16 protein-coding genes are annotated in these 18,117 nt (G+C 62.1%); 9 read left to right on the plus strand and 7 right to left on the minus strand.

The window, feature by feature from the left end:
• The first annotated feature begins 178 nt into the window (after positions 1-178).
• The 4 genes from cdiI (at position 179) to ACNFIA_RS03575 (ending at position 2,554) form a co-directional block, all read left to right on the plus strand.
• Positions 179-541, plus strand: coding sequence for a ribonuclease toxin immunity protein CdiI (gene cdiI, locus ACNFIA_RS03560; RefSeq protein WP_416782891.1), 363 nt, complete (start codon positions 179-181; stop codon positions 539-541).
• A gap of 299 nt (positions 542-840) precedes the next feature.
• Positions 841-1,260: a hypothetical protein gene (locus ACNFIA_RS03565; RefSeq protein ID WP_416782893.1), complete on the plus strand. Its 420-nt coding sequence runs from the start codon at positions 841-843 to the stop codon at positions 1,258-1,260.
• A gap of 438 nt (positions 1,261-1,698) precedes the next feature.
• Entirely contained in the window at positions 1,699-1,881 is a 183-nt protein-coding gene (locus ACNFIA_RS03570; protein ID WP_416782895.1) for a hypothetical protein, read from the plus strand.
• A 259-nt stretch (positions 1,882-2,140) separates the two neighbouring features.
• Positions 2,141-2,554, plus strand: coding sequence for a hypothetical protein (locus tag ACNFIA_RS03575; protein WP_416782897.1), 414 nt, complete (start codon positions 2,141-2,143; stop codon positions 2,552-2,554).
• A gap of 152 nt (positions 2,555-2,706) precedes the next feature.
• Here ACNFIA_RS03575 and ACNFIA_RS03580 read toward each other — a convergent pair whose 3' ends face one another.
• The 3 genes from ACNFIA_RS03580 to ACNFIA_RS03590 form a co-directional block, all read right to left on the minus strand.
• Complete coding sequence (locus ACNFIA_RS03580) at positions 2,707-4,161, minus strand: hypothetical protein (RefSeq protein ID WP_416782899.1); 1,455 nt, start codon at positions 4,159-4,161, stop codon at positions 2,707-2,709.
• A gap of 165 nt (positions 4,162-4,326) precedes the next feature.
• On the minus strand, positions 4,327-5,433 hold the full coding sequence (locus tag ACNFIA_RS03585; RefSeq protein ID WP_024766695.1) for a GlxA family transcriptional regulator: 1,107 nt from the start codon (positions 5,431-5,433) through the stop codon (positions 4,327-4,329).
• 383 nt (positions 5,434-5,816) lie between these two features.
• Entirely contained in the window at positions 5,817-7,193 is a 1,377-nt protein-coding gene (locus ACNFIA_RS03590; RefSeq protein WP_416782900.1) for an L-serine ammonia-lyase, read from the minus strand.
• A gap of 334 nt (positions 7,194-7,527) precedes the next feature.
• Here ACNFIA_RS03590 and ACNFIA_RS03595 point away from each other — a divergent pair, with 334 nt between their 5' ends.
• From ACNFIA_RS03595 to choV, 4 genes are all read left to right on the plus strand, one after another.
• Positions 7,528-8,466 carry a choline ABC transporter substrate-binding protein gene (locus tag ACNFIA_RS03595; RefSeq protein WP_416782902.1) on the plus strand — a complete coding sequence of 313 codons (939 nt, stop codon included), beginning with the start codon at positions 7,528-7,530 and terminating at the stop codon, positions 8,464-8,466.
• 246 nt (positions 8,467-8,712) lie between these two features.
• The gene (locus ACNFIA_RS03600) at positions 8,713-9,651 is read left to right on the plus strand and encodes a choline ABC transporter substrate-binding protein (protein WP_259758230.1); all 939 of its coding nucleotides are present in this window, start codon (positions 8,713-8,715) and stop codon (positions 9,649-9,651) included.
• Between the two features lie 54 nt (positions 9,652-9,705).
• Positions 9,706-10,545 (plus strand): choline ABC transporter permease subunit, encoded by an 840-nt coding sequence (gene choW / locus ACNFIA_RS03605; RefSeq protein WP_017521464.1) that lies wholly within the window; start codon positions 9,706-9,708, stop codon positions 10,543-10,545.
• Positions 10,546-10,550: 5 nt separating this feature from the next.
• The gene (gene choV, locus ACNFIA_RS03610; RefSeq protein WP_259758229.1) at positions 10,551-11,729 is read left to right on the plus strand and encodes a choline ABC transporter ATP-binding protein; all 1,179 of its coding nucleotides are present in this window, start codon (positions 10,551-10,553) and stop codon (positions 11,727-11,729) included.
• 565 nt (positions 11,730-12,294) lie between these two features.
• On the opposite strand, the gene ACNFIA_RS03615 is transcribed toward choV, so the two are convergent.
• From ACNFIA_RS03615 to ACNFIA_RS03630, 4 genes are all read right to left on the minus strand, one after another.
• The gene (locus tag ACNFIA_RS03615; RefSeq protein WP_416782904.1) at positions 12,295-13,305 is read right to left on the minus strand and encodes an alpha/beta fold hydrolase; all 1,011 of its coding nucleotides are present in this window, start codon (positions 13,303-13,305) and stop codon (positions 12,295-12,297) included.
• A 179-nt stretch (positions 13,306-13,484) separates the two neighbouring features.
• On the minus strand, positions 13,485-14,351 hold the full coding sequence (locus ACNFIA_RS03620) for a helix-turn-helix transcriptional regulator (RefSeq protein ID WP_416782906.1): 867 nt from the start codon (positions 14,349-14,351) through the stop codon (positions 13,485-13,487).
• A gap of 53 nt (positions 14,352-14,404) precedes the next feature.
• A complete protein-coding gene (locus ACNFIA_RS03625) occupies positions 14,405-15,823 on the minus strand; it encodes an aminotransferase (protein WP_416782908.1) in 1,419 nt (472 codons plus the stop codon).
• A gap of 229 nt (positions 15,824-16,052) precedes the next feature.
• Entirely contained in the window at positions 16,053-17,156 is a 1,104-nt protein-coding gene (locus tag ACNFIA_RS03630) for a polyamine ABC transporter substrate-binding protein (RefSeq protein WP_416782909.1), read from the minus strand.
• A gap of 292 nt (positions 17,157-17,448) precedes the next feature.
• Here ACNFIA_RS03630 and ACNFIA_RS03635 point away from each other — a divergent pair, with 292 nt between their 5' ends.
• Positions 17,449-18,096 (plus strand): TetR family transcriptional regulator C-terminal domain-containing protein, encoded by a 648-nt coding sequence (locus ACNFIA_RS03635; protein ID WP_259758223.1) that lies wholly within the window; start codon positions 17,449-17,451, stop codon positions 18,094-18,096.
• Positions 18,097-18,117: the final 21 nt, after the last annotated feature.

Genomic DNA, 18,117 nt, shown 5'->3' on the forward strand with positions numbered 1-18,117 from the left:
CCGAAAAGAGGGCAGATTTATTTTTCTAATCTAAAAATGGCTGGCGAGTCAGGGTTAGAGTAGAAAAAATCTGTCCCCTTTTTCCATATGACGCTACTGCGGGAGGAGTTAGCTTTAGGGAATACCTTGATAAGGCTACAGGGATGGTTACTAACTTTCATCCACAATGAGATTTGGTATGAAAGAGCTAATTGGGCAACCATATTCTGATTCGGATCCTTATTGGGCGGTAAAAGGGTACTTTGATCGAATTTTTCATGATGGAAATTTTATTACATCTCTTGAGCTGCTAGTGAGAAAATGGGGCTTCAGTACGGACGGTGCATGCTGTAATTTTCCCGAACTTGATAGTTTATTTGAGGAAGAGCATTTTGATGGCGTAGAGTTCGCCTATGGCTATCCCACTAGGGCCGAAGATACAGTCGTTGTAAGTGAGGCAGACTGTTCTAAATATATACGGCTGGCATGTAAGAAGTACGTAAATCTTCATCCTCAAGATGCTATTAGAGCGAATGGGCTCTTAAATCAACTCTCTTTCTAGCTTCGTTATAAAATCCCCAGCCACCGAGCTGGGGCAGTTATTGCCTACGATTTACCGTCTCCGTCCTCGCTGATTCTGGTAAGTCTGGTTTAACGACTGGGCATCGGAAATCAGCAGCAACAGCGCGCGGCTGATCCGGAAAGTTTCTGATGGGGATTTCTTCCACATCGACCTTTTTCAGTATAAGAAAAGGGGGTAGATTTATTTTTCTGCTATAAAACTGTCTGATGAGCCTGAGCGAAAGTGCAATCGATAAAGTCGCTCCATTTTTCGGCTATAAAATAATTTGGATTTAAATTATGTATAGTGATTTTGAATATTGCATATCCGACTTTACGCTGGAGCGAGATCCCGGTGATTATTGGTATGATTGTGCTATTTTAGAAGCTTCTGATATTTTAAGAAAATTCGATAAGGGCGACTGGTCGCGGCTCTTAATTGATTTAGGGGGTAAGAATGATTTATGGAAAAAAAGGCTGGTAGAATGCTTGGGAGATTTACATGTTGCATATGAGGTTGAGGTTATCTTGTGCATTATAAATACAAGTGATGAGGATTTGCTTATTTCTTGTTTTGATGCGCTGAGGCTGGTGGATCTATCAAAGTTGGCGAGGTGGGAACAAGAGTATTTATTGCTCAGGGTTTATTCCTTGCTGGATGAAGCATCTTCTCCGGTGAGAGCGATATTGGATAATTTCTGTGAAAAGCTAAATAGTTAATTAGATAAAATACCTAAAACTGAAAAGGGAGCAGATTTATTTTCTGCTATAAAGCTGTCTGGTGAGTCCGAGTGCAGAAAATAAATCTGTCCCCTTTTTTTCCATTTTTTCTGGCGACCGGGCAACTCGAAAAGTTTATGATCGAGTACGACCAGTATGGCCGACAGGTTAAGAGAGTGGATTACACGAATCATGGATATGGGGACGAAGAAAAGCCTGCGGAATATCATTCCGATCCGCACACGCATACCTACGGATATGGTCGGGATAAGGTTCCAATGGGAAGGAGACGAGGATAAACAATGATGAAAGTTCCGGAGCTGAATGAGCTGCTTGTAGCTCACAACTGTTTGAACGCCATTGCCATTAGCTGATGATGGGGTGGCTTATGATTTATATCTATCGATATCGACCTCTGAAAAGGCAGGGGGTAATGTCGTGCGTATCAGATTCACTGATGTCAGCCAATTTACGGCTCGTGATTTTGGTGGGGGATTGACTCAGTTGATGCATATGAGCGTGAGTAAGCTGGATTCCGGCCTTGATAGGATGCGTTATCAATTGAGCGATCTTGAGGATAAAAAGCTATCATTTTACTTCTCATCATTCTCGGTTGGTTAGATGCTGAAAAGACGAAAAGACGAAAAGACGAAAAGACGAAAAGACGAAAAGACGAAAAGACGAAAAGACGAAAAGGAGACAGATTTATTTTTCTACTCTAAAACTGTCTGGCGAGTCAGGGTTAGAGTACGGAAAATAAATCTGTCCCCTTTTTTATAGGACTGCGCAGATTAAGATTGGAAATAAGTTATTGTGTCAGGATGGGGTTTTGTATAGAAAACCATCCAATTTGACACATATCCCGGTGGATTTTTGAGAAATGAAACCTTCTAGTTACTATCAAGATCTGCCAGAGTCCATGCCCGCGGAAGATATGAAGGTTGAGTTTTTAGACGTGCTGAAACGTTTAAATTCTGGAAGTTTATCCAAAGAGAATGCACTTAAGGCTTTTTTGGAATTGAGTGATAGGCAATGGAATACTTATTGTGCTCTGAATGATGATATAAATTCTTCAGTGGCAGATACCTTAATTGCACTGTGGGATGGCCGATGTATCGAGTCAGCAGAGACGACGGTTGCTATAGTTTCGAGACTGGGGCTTGGGCGGGTTCTTAGATTCTTAAGTGAAATTGACCCCAGCCAGACATCTCCTGAAGTATATGCAGAAATTCATGAGGCAGTAGAAGAGTTGAGGGATACTGTAGAAGATCCTTATAGTGGGATGCAAACCTAAAAAAGTTTAAGGCGAAAAAGGGAGAAGATATTTTCTACTCTAAAACTGCCTGGTGAGTCAGGGTTAGAGTACAGAAAATAATTCTGTCCCCTTTTTCCGGTCCCCTTTTTCCGTCCCAATGCGTTGTGATCGCCCCTGGTACCGCTCTGCCTTCAAGGCAGGTCGGCGGCCACTTCCAGTGGTGTGAGCGGGAAGGTGTCGCCGGTTGGTTCTCCCAGCAAGGCCATGTAGGGGCGGCCTTGATCTTCCACGGTCACCTTTCGGCCCGCGTCCAGCGGGAGGGTCGGGCAGAACAGGCGGAGTGGGTTCGCGTCGGGGAGCAGCAGGGCGTGGTGGGGAGCGCTTTCCTGGAATTTGCTGCGCAGGCGGAGTCGGCACGGGCGCGGCTGTGCGGACAGCCAGGTGCCACGCAGTTCATAGCGGTCGCCGCCGAGCAGGCGGAGGCTTTCCACCTGTGCCAGTTGCCAGGCGCCGCCGCGAGACAGTAGGACGCCCAGCAGTTCGCCAACGCCCGGTGGCGGAGCCTCTTCCCAATGGCCACTGAAATGCTGCCCGCTCGTGTGGGGCCGGACCAGCGATAGGGTGGGCGGAAGGTCGGGATGGGGCACGGGCAGGCTGAATTCGATGTTGTCCTGGTGCGCGACCAGTTCGTCCAGCCCGCCGCGGCCGCTGGTGTGCTGGGACCAGACGTCGCTGTCGTGTCGCTGGCGCTCGAAGTGGCGGGCATCGAGGCGGGTGTCCTCGGTGGCGCCGAGGTGGGCCAGCAGCGCCGGGATGCCTCGGCAGACCTGCCAGGGGCCCGCCTCTGTCGTGCCCCAGCAGGCGAGCAGATGGAGGTTGAGATCGAAACCCGCGTCGCCGTGGCTGGCGGCAACGAAGCGCTTGAGCATGTCCAGCAGCTCGTCGAGCTTCAGGGAGAGGCCGCTGCTGCTCGCGGCGCCCGGATCGTGGAAGGGACGGTCGCTGTCGCGGTCGAGCCGCCAGGCGTCGCCCGGCTGTTCCGGCCGGATGTGCACGATCGAGGCGAATACCTGGGTGGATTCGATCAGCGCCGGCAGACTCTGTGCGGGCATCTCCAAAGGCCGTGAGCCGGCGACGAGCAGGCAATGCAGGTAGCCACCCGCGATGGTCTGGCTGCGCGGCTCGAAGGCTTCGCCGTCGCTGATGGGCAGGTGCTGGACTTCCAGCCGCAGGGCGCGCCCGTACAGCTGGTGCAGCAGGTGCCACAGGCCGGGCGGTGCCGGATGCTGGTTCTGCAGGCAGTTGAAGTGGATTTCCTGGAGGCTGCGCACCATGCGTTGCATCAGCAGGGCGGCGGTCTTGCGTTCGGCGCGGCGGGTGCGCAGCAAGTGCCAGTAGCCGCTGAGCAGTCGGCGGTGCAGGGCGAGGATGAGCCTTTGCGCCTTGTCGGCCCGGGCCTGGGCGAGCGCGTCGGTCTGTTCGCCAAGGAGGTCGGCGAGCTGCCGGCTGACGTCGAAGATTTCCGGTCGCAGGCGTTCGAGTTGGCGCAGCAACTGGATGCCGGTCAGTGCCGAGCGGTTCAGTTCGATGGCCGTGCGGTACAGATCCCGCGTGCGCCGCGCCAGGTATTCGAGGGCGGTATCCATGTGTCTCGTGGCTCCGAAGCTTGCCGGCTTGGGCCGACCGTTCGGAGACTGCGAGATTCAGGGCGCTTTGCGATTCAGACGAATCTGAATGATGGGGAGTCATGCGTCACAGGAATGAAAAAGGGGAGGCCTGTGGCCTCCCCTTCGTATTGCTCCGGGGCGTCGTCAGAGCACCCGCACGCTGGCGAAGGTGGACTCGCCCTGGGCCTGGCTGAGGGCGGAGATGGCCGAGGAGTTGGGCATGAGGGCCAAGTCCTGCGGGATCGGCATGACCATGACCGGCTGGCCGATGGGCTGGCCCTGGCGTTCGTCGCGCGGCGGGATGCCGAAGTATTCGCGGTAGCACTTGGAGAAGTGCGGGGTGGAGACGAAGCCGCACACCGACGCGACTTCGATGATGGACATCGAGGTCTGCTTGAGCAGCTGGCGCGCGCGGATCAGGCGCAGCTTGAGGTAGTAGCGCGACGGCGAGCAGTGCAGGTACTTCTGGAACAGGCGCTCGAGCTGACGGCGCGAGACGTTGACGTAGACGGCCAGTTCGTCGAGGTCGATGGGCTCTTCGAGGTTGGCTTCCATCAGCGCGACGATTTCCTGCAGCTTGGGCTGGTTGGTGCCGAGCATGTGCTTGAGCGGCACGCGCTGGTGGTCCTGCTCGTTGCGGATGCGCTCGTAGATGAACATCTCGGAGATCGCCGCGGAGAGTTCGCGGCCGTGCTCGCGGCCGATCAGGTGCAGCATCATGTCCATCGGCGCGGTGCCGCCGGAGGAGGTGAAGCGGTTACGGTCAATGGAGAACAGGCGGGTGCTCATGGCCACGCGGGGGAAGGCTTCCTGCATGGCTGCCAGGCACTCCCAGTGCACCGAGCAGTCGTAGCCGTCGAGCAGGCCGGCGCGGGCCAGGGCCCAGCTGCCGGTGCACACGGCACCGAGCTTGCGACCCAGGCGCGCCTGGGCCTGGAGGAAGGTGGTGTGCTCGCGGGTGACGCTGCGCTGGATGCCGACGCCGCCGACCACGATCAGGGTGTCCATCTGCGGGGCGCTGTCGCAGGCTGCGTCCGGGGTGATCTGCAGGCCGTCGCTGGCCCAGACCTGGCGGCCGTCGAGGCTGAGGGTGTGCCAGCGGTAGAGCTCGCGACCGGATAGCTGGTTGGCCATGCGCAGCGGTTCCACCGCGGAGGCCAGGGAGATCAGGGTGAAGTTGTCCAGCAGCAGGAAGCCGATGGACTGCGGAGCTCGGTTTTGCGGGGGAACTCCGGGATTGAACGCATTCATTGGATCACCTCACGCTAGTCACAGTCGCCTCGCTGGAGGCGTTTCTTATGCTTGTTGTTCTGTTCGGGAGTCGGCCTCGGGGGTGGCCCGGGCGGCTCCTCTGTTCTCTCTGCCTATTAACAAGGCAAATGCCGTGCCTAGGTTGAATGGCTGTTCAATTAAAAAAGAAAACGGCATGGGAATGCCGTTTTTGCAGGTCCGGATTGCGACCCCTCGAAGGTCGCAAATACGCATGGATCGTGGCCTGGGGTTTTTGGTAGCACTCACCGGTCACGCGACGGGCGGTACTGTGCCCGGAACGGTAACGCCTCACAGGGTGTCGGGACGGGCGTACCGCTTGCGCCATCGGGGGGCGCGCCGGGTCGGGCGTGGTCGATTGCGGGTCAGCATTCGATGATGCTGACGGCCAATCCGCCGCGCGAGGTTTCCTTGTATTTGTCGTGCATGTCGGCGCCGGTGTTGCGCATGGTGCGGATCACCTGGTCGAGGCTGATGAAGTGCTGGCCGTCGCCGCGCAGTGCCATCTGCGCGGCGTTGATGGCCTTCACCGCGGCGATGGCGTTGCGCTCGATGCAGGGCACCTGGACGAGGCCGCCGACCGGGTCGCAGGTGAGGCCCAGGTTGTGCTCCAGGCCGATCTCGGCGGCGTTCTCCACCTGTTCGGGCGTGGCGCCTAGCACTTCGGCCAGGCCCGCCGCGGCCATGGCGCAGGCGGAGCCGACCTCGCCCTGGCAGCCGACCTCGGCGCCGGAGATGGAGGCGTTCTTCTTGCACAGGATGCCGACGGCGGCGGCGGCGAGGAAGTAGTTGGTGACGTCGTCGTCGCTGGCGTCGGGGTTGAAGCGCATGTAGTAGTGCAGCACCGCCGGGATGATGCCGGCCGCGCCGTTGGTGGGCGCGGTGACCATGCGCCCGCCGGCGGCGTTTTCCTCGTTCACCGCCAGGGCGAAGAGGTTGACCCATTCCATGGCGGAGAGGGTCGAGCCGATGACGTTGGGCTTGCCGATTTGCTGCAGGTTGCGGTGCAGGCGCGCGGCGCGGCGCTGCACGTTGAGGCCGCCGGGGAGGATGCCTTCCTGGCTGAGGCCGTTGTTCACGCAGTCGCGCATGGCTTGCCAGATGACCTTGAGGCCTTCGCGGATGTCGGTTTCGCTGCGCCACATGCGCTCGTTGGCCATCATCAGCTCGGAAATCCGCAGGTTGTGGCGGCGGCAGAGCATGAGCAGTTCGGCGGCGCTGGCGAAATCGTAGGGCAGCACGGTGTTGTCGGTGTCGAGGCTGCCGGAGGCGGCCTGTTCCTCGTCGACCACGAAGCCGCCGCCGATGGAGTAGTAGGTGTCGCTGTGCAGCACGTGGTCGCCTTCGATGGCGGTCAGGCGCATGGCATTGGGGTGGTAGGGCAGGTTCTCTTCGAGCAGGCGCATGTCGCGCACCCAGTCGAAGGGGATCGCCCGGCTGCCGGCCAGCAGCAGTTGGCCGGAGCTGCGCAGTTGCGCCATGCGCGGTTCGATCTCGCGCGGGTCGATGCGGTCCGGCCATTCGCCCATCAGGCCCATGATCACCGCACGGTCGGTGCCGTGGCCGACGCCGGTGGCGGACAGCGAGCCATACAGGCGCACTTCCACGCGGCTGGTGCGTTCGAGCATCTGCCGCTCGCGCAGGGCGCCGACGAACAGCGCGGCGGCGCGCATGGGGCCGACCGTGTGCGAACTGGAGGGGCCGATACCGATCTTGAACAGGTCGAACACACTGATTGCCATGCCGAACTCCGGGCGAGCTGCGCATCCATGAAGGGGAGGAGTAGGCACGTCCCTGTGCCCGCGATGCCCGGCCATGATCGACCCAAGTCCGGCGCCGGCTGCGTCCATCGGCGACGCGGCCGTATCCAATAACGCCGCTCGCGCGCCCCGACGGGGCAGGGCGCGGGGCTGCCTGTTCCGGGGCCGACGAAAGCTTGCCTCTTTACGACGCCAGGGCCGCGAACCACGACCGGTCGATAGGCGCGGGCGGCTGCGCTGTTCCATGATCCGCCACCGACGAACGGCAGCGTTCGCCCGTATCCACCCCCGTTCTCCGCAGTCAGAGGCTGGTCTCATGAAGAGTCTTGTGTCGTCGCTGTTGGTGTTATCCGTGGTACTACCGGGCGCCGCGCGCGCCGCCGAACCCGAATCCTGCGCCGTGGTGCGCTTCGCCGACGTCGGCTGGACCGACATCACCGTGACCACCGCGGTGACCCGCCTGGTGCTCAGCCACCAGGGCTACCGCACGCAGGTGGTGCGGTTGTCCGTGCCGGACACCTACCGGGCGATGTCGGAGAAGAAGATCGACGTGTTCCTGGGCAACTGGATGCCGAGCATGGCGAACGACATCAAGCCGTTCTCCGACAAGGGCCAGGTGGAAACCGTGGGCGCCAACCTCGAAGGCGCCAAGTACACCCTGGCGGTGCCGCGCTACGCCTACGAGGCGGGCCTGAAGACCTTTGTCGATATCGCCAGATTCAAGGAGCAGCTGGGCGGGCGCCTCTACGGCATCGAGCCGGGCAACGACGGCAACCAGCTGATCCAGAAGATGATCAACGACAAGGCCTTCGGCCTGGGCGATTTCAAGCTGGTCGAGTCCAGCGAGGCCGACATGCTGGCCTACGTCAAGCGCGCCGGGGCGCTGAAGCAGCCCATCGTGTTCCTGGGCTGGGAGCCGCACCCGATGAATACCCGCATCCAGATGAACTATCTGGAAGGAGGGGATTCCTACTTTGGCCCCAACTTTGGCGGCGCGACAGTCTTCACCAACGTCAGAGCAGGCTATCTTCAGGAGTGCCCGAATGTGGCGCGGCTGCTGAAGAACCTGAAATTCGACCTGGCGATGGAGAACCAGCTGATGGATGCGGTGCTCAACGAGCGACGCAATCCGCGCCAGGCCGCCAAGAGTTGGCTCAAAGCCAACCCGCAGGTCCTCGACGGCTGGCTGCAGGGTGTCGCTCCCAGCTCATCGGCGGCGTCGCCAGGGGGCCAGAAAACCGCCGCCATGGATTGATCCGGGCCGCTGCAAGTCGCTGGAACCGGGCCTTTCCACTGGATGCGACATGCCTGGTGCTGAATACGACTTCGCCTGCACTGGATGCGACCCACCCGGTATGCGACGAAATTTTCCTGCTCCATGATCGTTTACGAAATGACAACAAAAGGGCCCGTGATTAAGGTCCCACCCATAATTCAGACCGCCGCGCCCCTAACCCCAGTGGGCAGCGCCGGCGCCCCAACCCCGCAGAGGAGTACGCTCATGAAAGGTTGCAAGTCTTTGCTGCTGGCTGTGTCCCTAGGTGCGCCGCTGGTGGTTCAGGCCGCTGAACCTGAGTCGTGCGGCACGGTTCGCTTCTCCGACGTCGGCTGGACCGACATCACCGTGACCACCGCTACTACCCGTCAGGTGCTTGAGTCGCTTGGCTACACCACCAAGGTAACCATGTTGTCCGTGCCGGTGACCTACAAGTCGCTGGCGAACAAGGACCTCGATGTCTTCCTCGGCAACTGGATGCCGAGCATGGCCAACGACATCAAGCCCTACGCCGACAATGGCTCGGTCGAGACGGTGAAAGCCAACCTCGAGGGCGCCAAGTACACCCTGGCCGTTACCCAGGCCGCGTACGACGGCGGGCTGAAGTCCTTCGCCGACATCGCCAAGTACGCCGACAAGCTGGGCGGCAAGATCTATGGCATCGAGCCTGGCAACGACGGCAACCGCCTGGTCCAGGGCATGCTCGACAAGAACCAGTTCGACCTGGGCAAGTTCAAGCTGGTGGAGTCCAGCGAGGCCGGCATGCTCTCGCAGGTCGGGCGCGCCGACCGCCGCAACCAGTGGATCGTGTTCCTGGGCTGGGAACCGCACCCGATGAACACCCGCTTCAAGATGAAGTACCTCGAAGGCGGGGACGACGTATTCGGGCCCAACTACGGCGGCGCGACCATCTACACCAACGTCCGCAAGGGTTACGTCCAGGAATGCTCCAACGTCGGCAAGCTGCTGACCAACCTGACCTTCACCCTGGACATGGAAAACAAACTCATGGACGCCGTGCTCAACGGGGGCAAGAAGCCCGAAGAGGCGGCCAAAGCCTGGTTGAAGGACCATCCGGAACTGCTCGACGCCTGGCTCGCCGGCGTGACCACCCGTGACGGCAAACCGGCCTTGGCGGCAGCCAAGGTGGCATTCGCTAAATAAGTGCCGAAGTCATTGCCGTTGGCCGATTCCTAAAGCTTCTGATGGGCCCGCATTATGTTTCTGACTGACCACAAGCTACCGCTGGGCGAGCATATCGCCGCCTTCGTCGACTGGCTTACGCAACATGGCGCGTCGGTGTTCGACAAGATTTCCGACACCCTCGAGTTCCTCATCCACGGCGTCACCAACAGCCTGCTCTGGTTCAACCCGTTGGCGCTGATCGCGCTGATGGTCTTCCTGGTGTTCTACATCCAGCGCAGCTGGGGCCTGGCGGCCTTCGCCCTGGCCTCGCTGCTGCTGATCCTGAACCTGGGGTACTGGCAGGAAACCATGGAGACCCTGGCGCAGGTGATCTTCGCCACGGTGGTGTGTATCGCCATCGGGGTGCCGCTGGGCATCCTGGCGGCGCACAAGCCCTGGTTCTACACCGCGCTCAGGCCGCTGCTGGACCTGATGCAGACAGTGCCCACCTTCGTCTACCTGATCCCCACCCTGACCCTGTTCGGCCTGGGTGTGGTTCCGGGTCTGATCTCCACGGTGATCTTCGCCATCGCCGCGCCCATCCGCCTGACCTGCCTGGGTATCCAGGACGTGCCGGCGGAACTGATGGACGCCGGCAAGGCCTTCGGCTGCTCGCGCTGGCAACTGCTGACGCGCATCGAGCTGCCGCATGCCATGCCCAGCATCGGCGCCGGGATCACCCAATGCATCATGTTGTCGCTGTCGATGGTCGTCATCGCCGCGCTGGTGGGTGCGGACGGCCTCGGCAAACCCGTGGTCAACGCGCTCAACACGGCGGACATTTCCCTCGGCTTCGAGGCCGGTCTGGCCATCGTCCTGCTCGCCATCCTGCTCGACCGGGTGTGCAAGCAACGTTCGCTGCGGGGGAGGTAAGCACTATGTCGGCGATTCGATTCGAACATGTGGATGTGATTTTCGGCACCCACACCAAGGAAGCGCTCAAGCTGCTCGACAAGGGCCTGGGCCGCGAGGAAATCCTCAAGCGTACCGGTCAGGTACTGGGTGTGGAGGATGCCTGCCTGGACGTCAACCGCGGCGAGATCTGCGTGATGATGGGCCTGTCGGGCTCGGGCAAGTCCAGCCTGCTGCGCTGCATCAACGGCCTCAACCGGGTCAGCCGCGGCAAGCTGCTGATCGAGCACGAAGGCCAGCAGGTGGACATCGCCAGCTGCTCGCCGGCGACGCTCAAGACCATGCGCACCAAGCGCATCGCCATGGTGTTCCAGAAGTTCGCGCTGATGCCCTGGCTGACCGTGGCCGAGAACATCGGCTTCGGCCTGGAGATGCAGGGCCGCCCGGCCAACGAGCGCAAGAAGGTGATCGACGAGAAGCTGGAGCTGGTCGGCCTGTCGCAATGGCGCGACAAGCGCCCGGATTCCCTCTCCGGCGGCATGCAGCAGCGCGTCGGCCTGGCCCGCGCCCTGGCGATGGATGGCGACATCCTGCTGATGGACGAACCCTTCTCCGCGCTGGACCCGCTGATCCGCCAGCAACTGCAGGATGAACTGCTGGTGCTGCAACGCCAGCTGCACAAGACCATCGTCTTCGTCAGCCACGACCTGGACGAGGCGCTGAAGATCGGCACGCGCATCGCGATCATGAAGGACGGCCGCATCATCCAGCACGGCAAGCCCGAGGAAATCGTGCTCAGCCCGGCGGACGACTACGTGCGCACCTTCGTTGCCCACACCAACCCGCTCAACGTGCTGTGCGGCTCCAGCCTGATGCGTGGCCTGGACCAGTGCCGCCGCCAGGCCGACGAAGTGTGCTTCGACCAGGGCCGCGATTGCTGGCTGGGCCTGACCGAGACGAACCAGATCAAGACCGCGCGCCAGGGCAGCAACATCATCGACCTGCAGCAATGGCGCCCGGGCGACCCGGTGGAAAAGCTCAAGCACGAGCCGACCCTGGTGGACGTCAACATCCGCATGCGCGATGCACTGCAGATCCGCTACCAGACCGGCCACAAGCTGGTGCTGCAGGAGCAGAGCCGCGTCGTCGGCGTGCTCGGCGACAGCGAGCTGTACCACGCGCTGCTGGGCAAGAACCTGGGCTGATCGCCCACCCGAATGAAAAGCGCCGGCTCCCTGCGAGGGGAGCCGGCGTTTTTGTTGTGGCTGCCGCCTTGGCTTTTGTAGGAGCGAGCTTGCTCGCGAATGGACTTCCCGGTAGTTCGGGTTGCTGGGCGGTTCGCGAGCAAGCTCGCTCCTACAGGTTTTGCTCGGTGCTGCGGCTGCCCTCACCCTAGCCCTCTCCCAGAGGGAGAGGGGATCGTTCGGGGGAGGATGAAACCGCAGCTTCAGCCGGCACAATCGGCTCCCTCTCCCTCCGCGATAGCCCGGCGCAGGAGCGGGTCGCGGGCATGGCCCGCTCCTACAGGTTCAGCCGGGGGCGCGGCTGGCCCTCTCCCAGAGGGAGAGGGGATCGTTCGGTGGAGGATGAAACGGCAGCGTCAGCCGGCACAATCGGCTCCCTCTCCCTCCGGGAGAGGGCTGGGGAGGGGAGCCCCCTGCGCCGATAGTCGAGGACGCGTAGGAGCGGACTCCGTCCGCGATAGCCCGGCGCGGGATCGGGTCGCGGGCATGGCCCGCTCCTGCAAGGGCCTCTACCCCCCCGTCGACATCAGTGCTTGAAGTCCGCCAGGCCCTTGAGCAGTGCTTCGTGGAAGCGCTTCGGGTCCTGGATCTGCGGCGCATGGCCCAGGTCGTCGAATTCCACCAGGGTCGCGTTGGGGATGGCCTTGGCGGTCGCCTTGCCCAGCTCGGAGTAGTTGCCCAGCTTGGCCTTCAGCGCGTCCGGGGCGAGGTCCTTGCCGATCGCGGTGTTGTCCTTGGTGCCGATCAGCAGCAGGGTCGGCATCTTCAGCTGACCGAATTCGTAGACCACCGGCTGGGTAAAGATCATGTCGTAGAGCAGCGCCGAGTTCCACGCCACGCGCTCGTGGCCGGCGCCGTTGAACAGGCCGGCGAGCATGTTCACCCACTTGTCGTACTCGGGCTTCCACTGGCCGGCGTAATAGGTCGCCTGCTCGTACTGGCGGATGCTCTCGGCGCTGGTCTTCAGCTCGCGCTCGTACCACTGGTCCGGGGTGCGGTAGGGCACGCCCAGGGCCTTCCAGTCCTCCAGGCCGATGGGGTTGACCATGGCCAGCTGCTCCACCTGCTGCGGGTACATCAGCGCGTAGCGGGTGGCGAGCATGCCGCCGGTGGAGTGGCCCAGCAGGGTGATCTTGCCGACCTTGAGGTGCTCCAGCAGCGCGTGGGTGTTGGTCGCCAGTTGCTGGAAGCTGTACTGGTAGCGCTCGGGCTTGGTCGACTTGCAGAAGCCGATCTGGTCCGGCGCCACCACGCGGTAGCCGGCCTCGCTCAGGGCGGCGATGGTGGATTCCCAGGTGCCGGCGCAGAAGTTCTTGCCGTGCAGCAGCACCACGGTGCGGCCGTTGGGCTGCTTCTTGGGCTTCACGTCCAGGTAGGCCATGTGCATGTGATGGCCCTGGGACGCGAAGCTGTAATGGCCGACCGGATAGGCGTAGTTGAAACGCTCCAGTTCCGGGCCGTAGGTGGGTTTGGTTTCGGCGGCGTGCAGCGGCAGGGCGGCGGCCAACAGCAAGGCGGGTAGCCAGCGTCGGGACATCGGGAAGCTCTCCTGGTGATGGGGCACGGATCAGACAGCGGGGAATGCCATAGGTTGGCAGATTTTCCGAGCCCGCGCCGCATCGGTGCTTTTGCTTTTCGTAGGAGCGAGCTTGCTCGCGAATGCTTCACACCGTGCCTGCCCGGTTCGCGAGCAAGCTCGCTCCTACAGGCTTGGGATCAGGCGGCGGCGTCGCCGGTCAACCAGTCGATGAACAGCGAGAACAGCTCCGCCTGGGAGTTGATTGCCAGCTTGGTGTAGAGGTGCTTGCGGTGCATGCGCACGGTTTCCGGCGAGATATCCAGCACCCGCGCGCTGGACTTCACCGAGTGGCCGCGCAGCAGCAGGTGGGCGATTTCCCGCTCGCGCTCGGTGAGGCGGTCGGCGCCGAAGTTCATGAAGGCCGCGCGGATGTGGCGGTTCAGCGGCGCCTGGGCGTCCGCCGCGCCGCTGCTCACGCCGCGCCCGGCCAGCAGCAGGTCCAGCCCGCCGTTGCGCTCGAACTGGCGAACCAGCTCGCGCACCAGCGGCAGGGCGGTGGCCAGCAGGTCCAGCTGGGTTTCGCTGAAGCGCGCGCCGCTGCTGCCCTGGAACAGGCACAGCGAGACCTTGCGCGCCTCGCCCAGGTCGATGATGAAGTGGCAGTCCTCGGTGCAGCCGAACTTGAGGTAGTAGGTCTTGTAGTACTCGCTGGCGAAGAAATCGTCCGGGGCGATGTTGGCCAGCGGGTAGAAGCCTTCGGTGAGGCCGTCTTCCATGGCCAGGCAGAAGGGGTCGAGCAGGTAGCCGCGGGCGTAGTAGCGGTCGATCAGCGCTTCGTGATGCTCCGGGTCGATGCCGCGCTGGTACAGCGGCTGCGGCGGCTGGCCGCGCTGTTCCAGGCCGAGCATCACCGACTCCGCTGGCACCAGGCAGCCCAGGGCGTCGGCCAGGCGTTCGACGAAGACGACGTCGCCGACGCTGGCCATGGCGCGCGCCAGCCCCGCATGCCAGGCATGCAGGGCCGGTGCGTCGGACGTTTCGCTCAGCGCCTGGGATTCGCTCATGTCCGGCAGACTACAGGGCTGCCGGGGTGTAGGCAAAATCCTCGGATCGATCATCAATGCCCCGCGTAATCACCGCTGCGCTGAAGGTCTTCGGCGGCCTCGAGGATCGACTCGCGCAGGGTGTCGACGATCTCGTCGACCTGCTCGCGGGTGATGGTCAGCGGCGGCGACATCACGTTCAGGTGCACGATCGGCCGCACCAGCAGGCCCTTGGCCTGGGCGCGCAGGTGGATCTTCTCGCCGATGTTCAGCGCCTCGGGGAAGAGCACCTTGCTGCGCTTGTCGGCGACGAACTCGACGCAGGCCATGAGCTTCTGGCAGCGCACGCTGCCCACCAGCGGCAGGTCGGCCAGTTCCTGCAGACGCTGCTCCAGGTAGCCGCCGACGTCCTTCACGTGCTCCAGCAGGTTCTCACGCTCGATGATCTCGATGTTCTTCAGCGCCGAAACGCAGCTCACCGGGTGCCCGCTGTAGGTGAAGCCGTGGGCGAAGCAGCGGCCCTGATCGGCCTCGCCGATCACCTTCCAGATGCGGTCGGAGAAGATGCACGCGCCCAGCGGCAGGTAGCCGGAGGTCAGGCCCTTGGCGGTGGTGATGATGTCCGGCTGCATGCCGAACACCTCTTCGGAGGCGAAGAAGGCGCCGAGGCGGCCGAAGGAGGTCACCACCTCGTCGGCGACGTAGAGCACATCGTACCGCTGGCACACCTGCCACATGCGCTGATGGTAGCCCTGGGGCGGGATGATCACGCCGCCCGAGCCCATGATCGGCTCGGCGAAAAAGGCGGCGACCTTGTCCGGGCCCAGTTCGAGGATCTTGTCTTCGAATTCCTTGACCAGGAATTCGAGGAAGTCGCCCTCGGTCATCCCTTCCGGTGCACGGTAGGGGTTGGGGCAGGAGATGTGGTGGATGACGTCCTTGAGGAAATCGAACTCGGCCGGGTGGTCGGCGACCTTGCCGCCCAGCGACATGGTGAGGAAGGTCGAGCCGTGGTAGGCGTTGACGCGGCTGATGATGTGCTTCTTTTCATGCTTGCCGCGGCAGTTCTGGTAGTACTGGATCAGGCGGTAGGCGGTGTCCACGGCGGTGGAGCCGCCAGTGGTGAGGAACACGTGGTCGAGGTCGCCCGGCGCCAGTTCGGCGAGCTTCTCGCAGAGCTGGATGGCGCTCACGTTGGCCATGTCGCAGAAGGGGTTGGAGTAGGCCAGCTGGCGCACCTGCTCGGCGATGGCGTCGGCCATTTCCGCACGGCCCAGGCCGATGTTGGTGCACCACATGCCGCCCACGGCATCCAGGTAGCGGTTGCCCTTGGTGTCGTAGATGTAGGCGCCCTCGCCGGCAGCGATGTTCAGCGCACCGTTGACCCGGTGATCGTCGAACACGTGGTAGCCGTGCATGTAGTGAGCCTTGTCGGCGGCGACCAGCTGCTCGTCGTTGAACTGGGCGAAGAAGGCTGGAGTTGGGGTGGTCATCGGCTTTACCTCGAAATTACGGTTCGTCGTGCGAGTCCTTGCCCTCTCCCTAACCCTCTCCCGCAAGCGGGAGAGGGGACCGTTCGGAGCGCTCGGCGACTACGACGGTCATTGCGGGCCCGCTGCCTGCGAATCATCAGGAGGATGACTTCCCAGGATTCTGCTGCGGGCTGCCCCCTCTCCCTTCAGGGAGAGGGCTGGGGAGAGGGGGCTCTTGAACGAGTGGAACTCAGGTCCCGGTCTTCACCGCATTCCAGGTGCGGGTGATCAGGCGGGTCGCCTTGGGGTTCTGCACCTTCTGGGTGAACAGCCGGGCGCGGGTCTCGGCGTCGGGGTAGATCGCCGGGTCGTTGCGCACCTCGGCGGCCAGCAGCGGGGTGGCGGCGGCATTGCTGGAGGCGTAGCGGATGTAGTCGGCGACGCCGGCGGCCACCTTGGGCTGCAGCATGTACTCGATGAACCGGTGGGCGTTTTCCACGTGCGGCGCGTCGGCCGGGATGTAGAAGTCGTCGAACCAGATCAGCGAGCCTTCCTTGGGCACGAAGTAGCCCAGCTTGACCTTGGCGCCGGCTTCGTCGGCGCGGGCCTGGGCGGTGGCGTAGTCGCCGGACCAAGTCATCGCCATGCACTGGTCGCCGTTGGCCAGGCCGTTGAGGTAGCTGGTGGAGTCGAACTTGCGGATGTACGGGCGGATCGATTGCAGCAGGTCCTGGGCGGCCTTGAGGTCCTCGGGCAGCGCGCTGTTGGGGTCGCGCTTGAGGTAGGCCAGTGCCAGCGGGATCACGTCGGTGGGGGAATCGATGATGGTCACCCCGCAATCGGCGAATTTCGACACGATCTTCGGATCGAACAGCATCGCCAGCGAGCCGATGGGCGCGTCGGGCATGCGCTGCTTGATCTTGTCGATGTTGTAGGTGATGCCGTTGCTGCCCCAGGTGTAGGGCGCCGAGTACTTCACGCCCGGATCGTAGTGGTCCAGGTGCTTGAGCACCTCCGCGTCGAGGTTGTTCCAGCTGGGCAACTTCGACTTGTCCAGCGGCTGGAATACCCCCGCTTTGAGCAGCGGCGGCACCAGGGCGGCGTTGAGCACCACCAGGTCGTAGCCGGAGCGGCCGGGCAGCAACTTGCCCTGCACTGTCTCGTAGGAATCGAAGGTGTCGTAGACCACCTTGATGCCGGTCTGCTTCTCGAAATCGGCAAGGGTGTGTTCGCCGATGTAGTCGGACCAGTTGTACAGCCGCAGCGTCTTCGCGCTGTCGGCGTCCTCCCCGTGCCCCAGTGCCGGCAAGGTCGCCAGCGCCGCGCTGAGTACTGCTGCGAGCGTTTTCTGCATGTCAGTCCCACCTGTGATCTTGTTATGGAGTGGCAAATTCGCGGATAGCGCCACTCTCGACCAGGGGCGCCGCCCGGACCATTCCCCGAACGGGTAGGTAAGGAGCTGCTGGCGTTTCGATGCGAGCCGCGTCGCCGCGAAACATCCCGCAACCCGAAGGGGCGACTGACGGCCCATGCCGCCCCGGTGAGTGCGCATTGTCGCGGCCGTGGTGATGCGTCAACGGCCCCTGGCGCTGGCATCCTGTCGAACAATCGTTCAGATTGGCCACCTGAAACCTTAGGAGCCAGGCATGAACGAGGAAGTCCGCTTTACCCGACTGGAGCCGGAGCAGCGCAAGGCATTGCTGATCGAGGCCACCCTCGCGTGCCTGAAGCGCCACGGCTTCCAGGGCGCCTCCATTCGCAAGATCTGCGCCGAGGCCGGGGTCTCGGTGGGGCTGATCAACCACCACTATTCGGGCAAGGACGAGCTGGTGGCCGAGGCCTACCTGACCGTCACCGGACGCGTCATGCAGCTGCTGCGCGAAGCCATCGCCGAGGCGGCGCCGGATGCCCGCGCACGGCTGTCGGCGTTCTTCCGCGCCTCGTTCAGCGCCGAACTGCTCGACCCGCAACTGCTGGATGCCTGGCTGGCGTTCTGGGGCGCGGTGAAGACGGCTGAGGAAATCAACAAGGCCCACGACCATTCCTACGGCGAGTACCGCGCCTTGCTGGCGCAGGCGCTGAACGAGCTGGCGCAGGAGCAGGAATGGGCCGATTTCGATGCGGAGCTGGCGGCGATTGCCCTCAGCGCGCTACTCGACGGGCTGTGGTTGGAGTCAGGCCTGAATCCCAATACCTTTACCCCGGAGCAGGGCGTGCAGATCTGCGAAGCCTGGGTGGATGGCCTCCAGCACGGCGGCCGGCAGCGCTTTTGTCGGGCGTCGGGAGTCTGTTGATCGAATGTTCAGCGGACGGTA

This window comes from Pseudomonas sp. NY15437 (assembly GCF_048068435.1).
GTDB lineage: Bacteria > Pseudomonadota > Gammaproteobacteria > Pseudomonadales > Pseudomonadaceae > Pseudomonas > Pseudomonas nitroreducens_B.

Coding starts and splice junctions, on each gene's coding strand:
- cdiI (WP_416782891.1), top strand. CDS start 179: ATGAAAGAGCTAATTGGGCAACCATATTCTGATTCGGATCCTTATTGG.
- ACNFIA_RS03565 (WP_416782893.1), top strand. CDS start 841: ATGTATAGTGATTTTGAATATTGCATATCCGACTTTACGCTGGAGCGA.
- ACNFIA_RS03575 (WP_416782897.1), top strand. CDS start 2,141: ATGAAACCTTCTAGTTACTATCAAGATCTGCCAGAGTCCATGCCCGCG.
- ACNFIA_RS03580 (WP_416782899.1), bottom strand. CDS start 4,161: ATGGATACCGCCCTCGAATACCTGGCGCGGCGCACGCGGGATCTGTAC.
- ACNFIA_RS03585 (WP_024766695.1), bottom strand. CDS start 5,433: ATGAATGCGTTCAATCCCGGAGTTCCCCCGCAAAACCGAGCTCCGCAG.
- ACNFIA_RS03590 (WP_416782900.1), bottom strand. CDS start 7,193: ATGGCAATCAGTGTGTTCGACCTGTTCAAGATCGGTATCGGCCCCTCC.
- ACNFIA_RS03595 (WP_416782902.1), top strand. CDS start 7,528: ATGAAGAGTCTTGTGTCGTCGCTGTTGGTGTTATCCGTGGTACTACCG.
- ACNFIA_RS03600 (WP_259758230.1), top strand. CDS start 8,713: ATGAAAGGTTGCAAGTCTTTGCTGCTGGCTGTGTCCCTAGGTGCGCCG.
- choW (WP_017521464.1), top strand. CDS start 9,706: ATGTTTCTGACTGACCACAAGCTACCGCTGGGCGAGCATATCGCCGCC.
- choV (WP_259758229.1), top strand. CDS start 10,551: ATGTCGGCGATTCGATTCGAACATGTGGATGTGATTTTCGGCACCCAC.
- ACNFIA_RS03615 (WP_416782904.1), bottom strand. CDS start 13,305: ATGTCCCGACGCTGGCTACCCGCCTTGCTGTTGGCCGCCGCCCTGCCG.
- ACNFIA_RS03620 (WP_416782906.1), bottom strand. CDS start 14,351: ATGAGCGAATCCCAGGCGCTGAGCGAAACGTCCGACGCACCGGCCCTG.
- ACNFIA_RS03625 (WP_416782908.1), bottom strand. CDS start 15,823: ATGACCACCCCAACTCCAGCCTTCTTCGCCCAGTTCAACGACGAGCAG.
- ACNFIA_RS03630 (WP_416782909.1), bottom strand. CDS start 17,156: ATGCAGAAAACGCTCGCAGCAGTACTCAGCGCGGCGCTGGCGACCTTG.
- ACNFIA_RS03635 (WP_259758223.1), top strand. CDS start 17,449: ATGAACGAGGAAGTCCGCTTTACCCGACTGGAGCCGGAGCAGCGCAAG.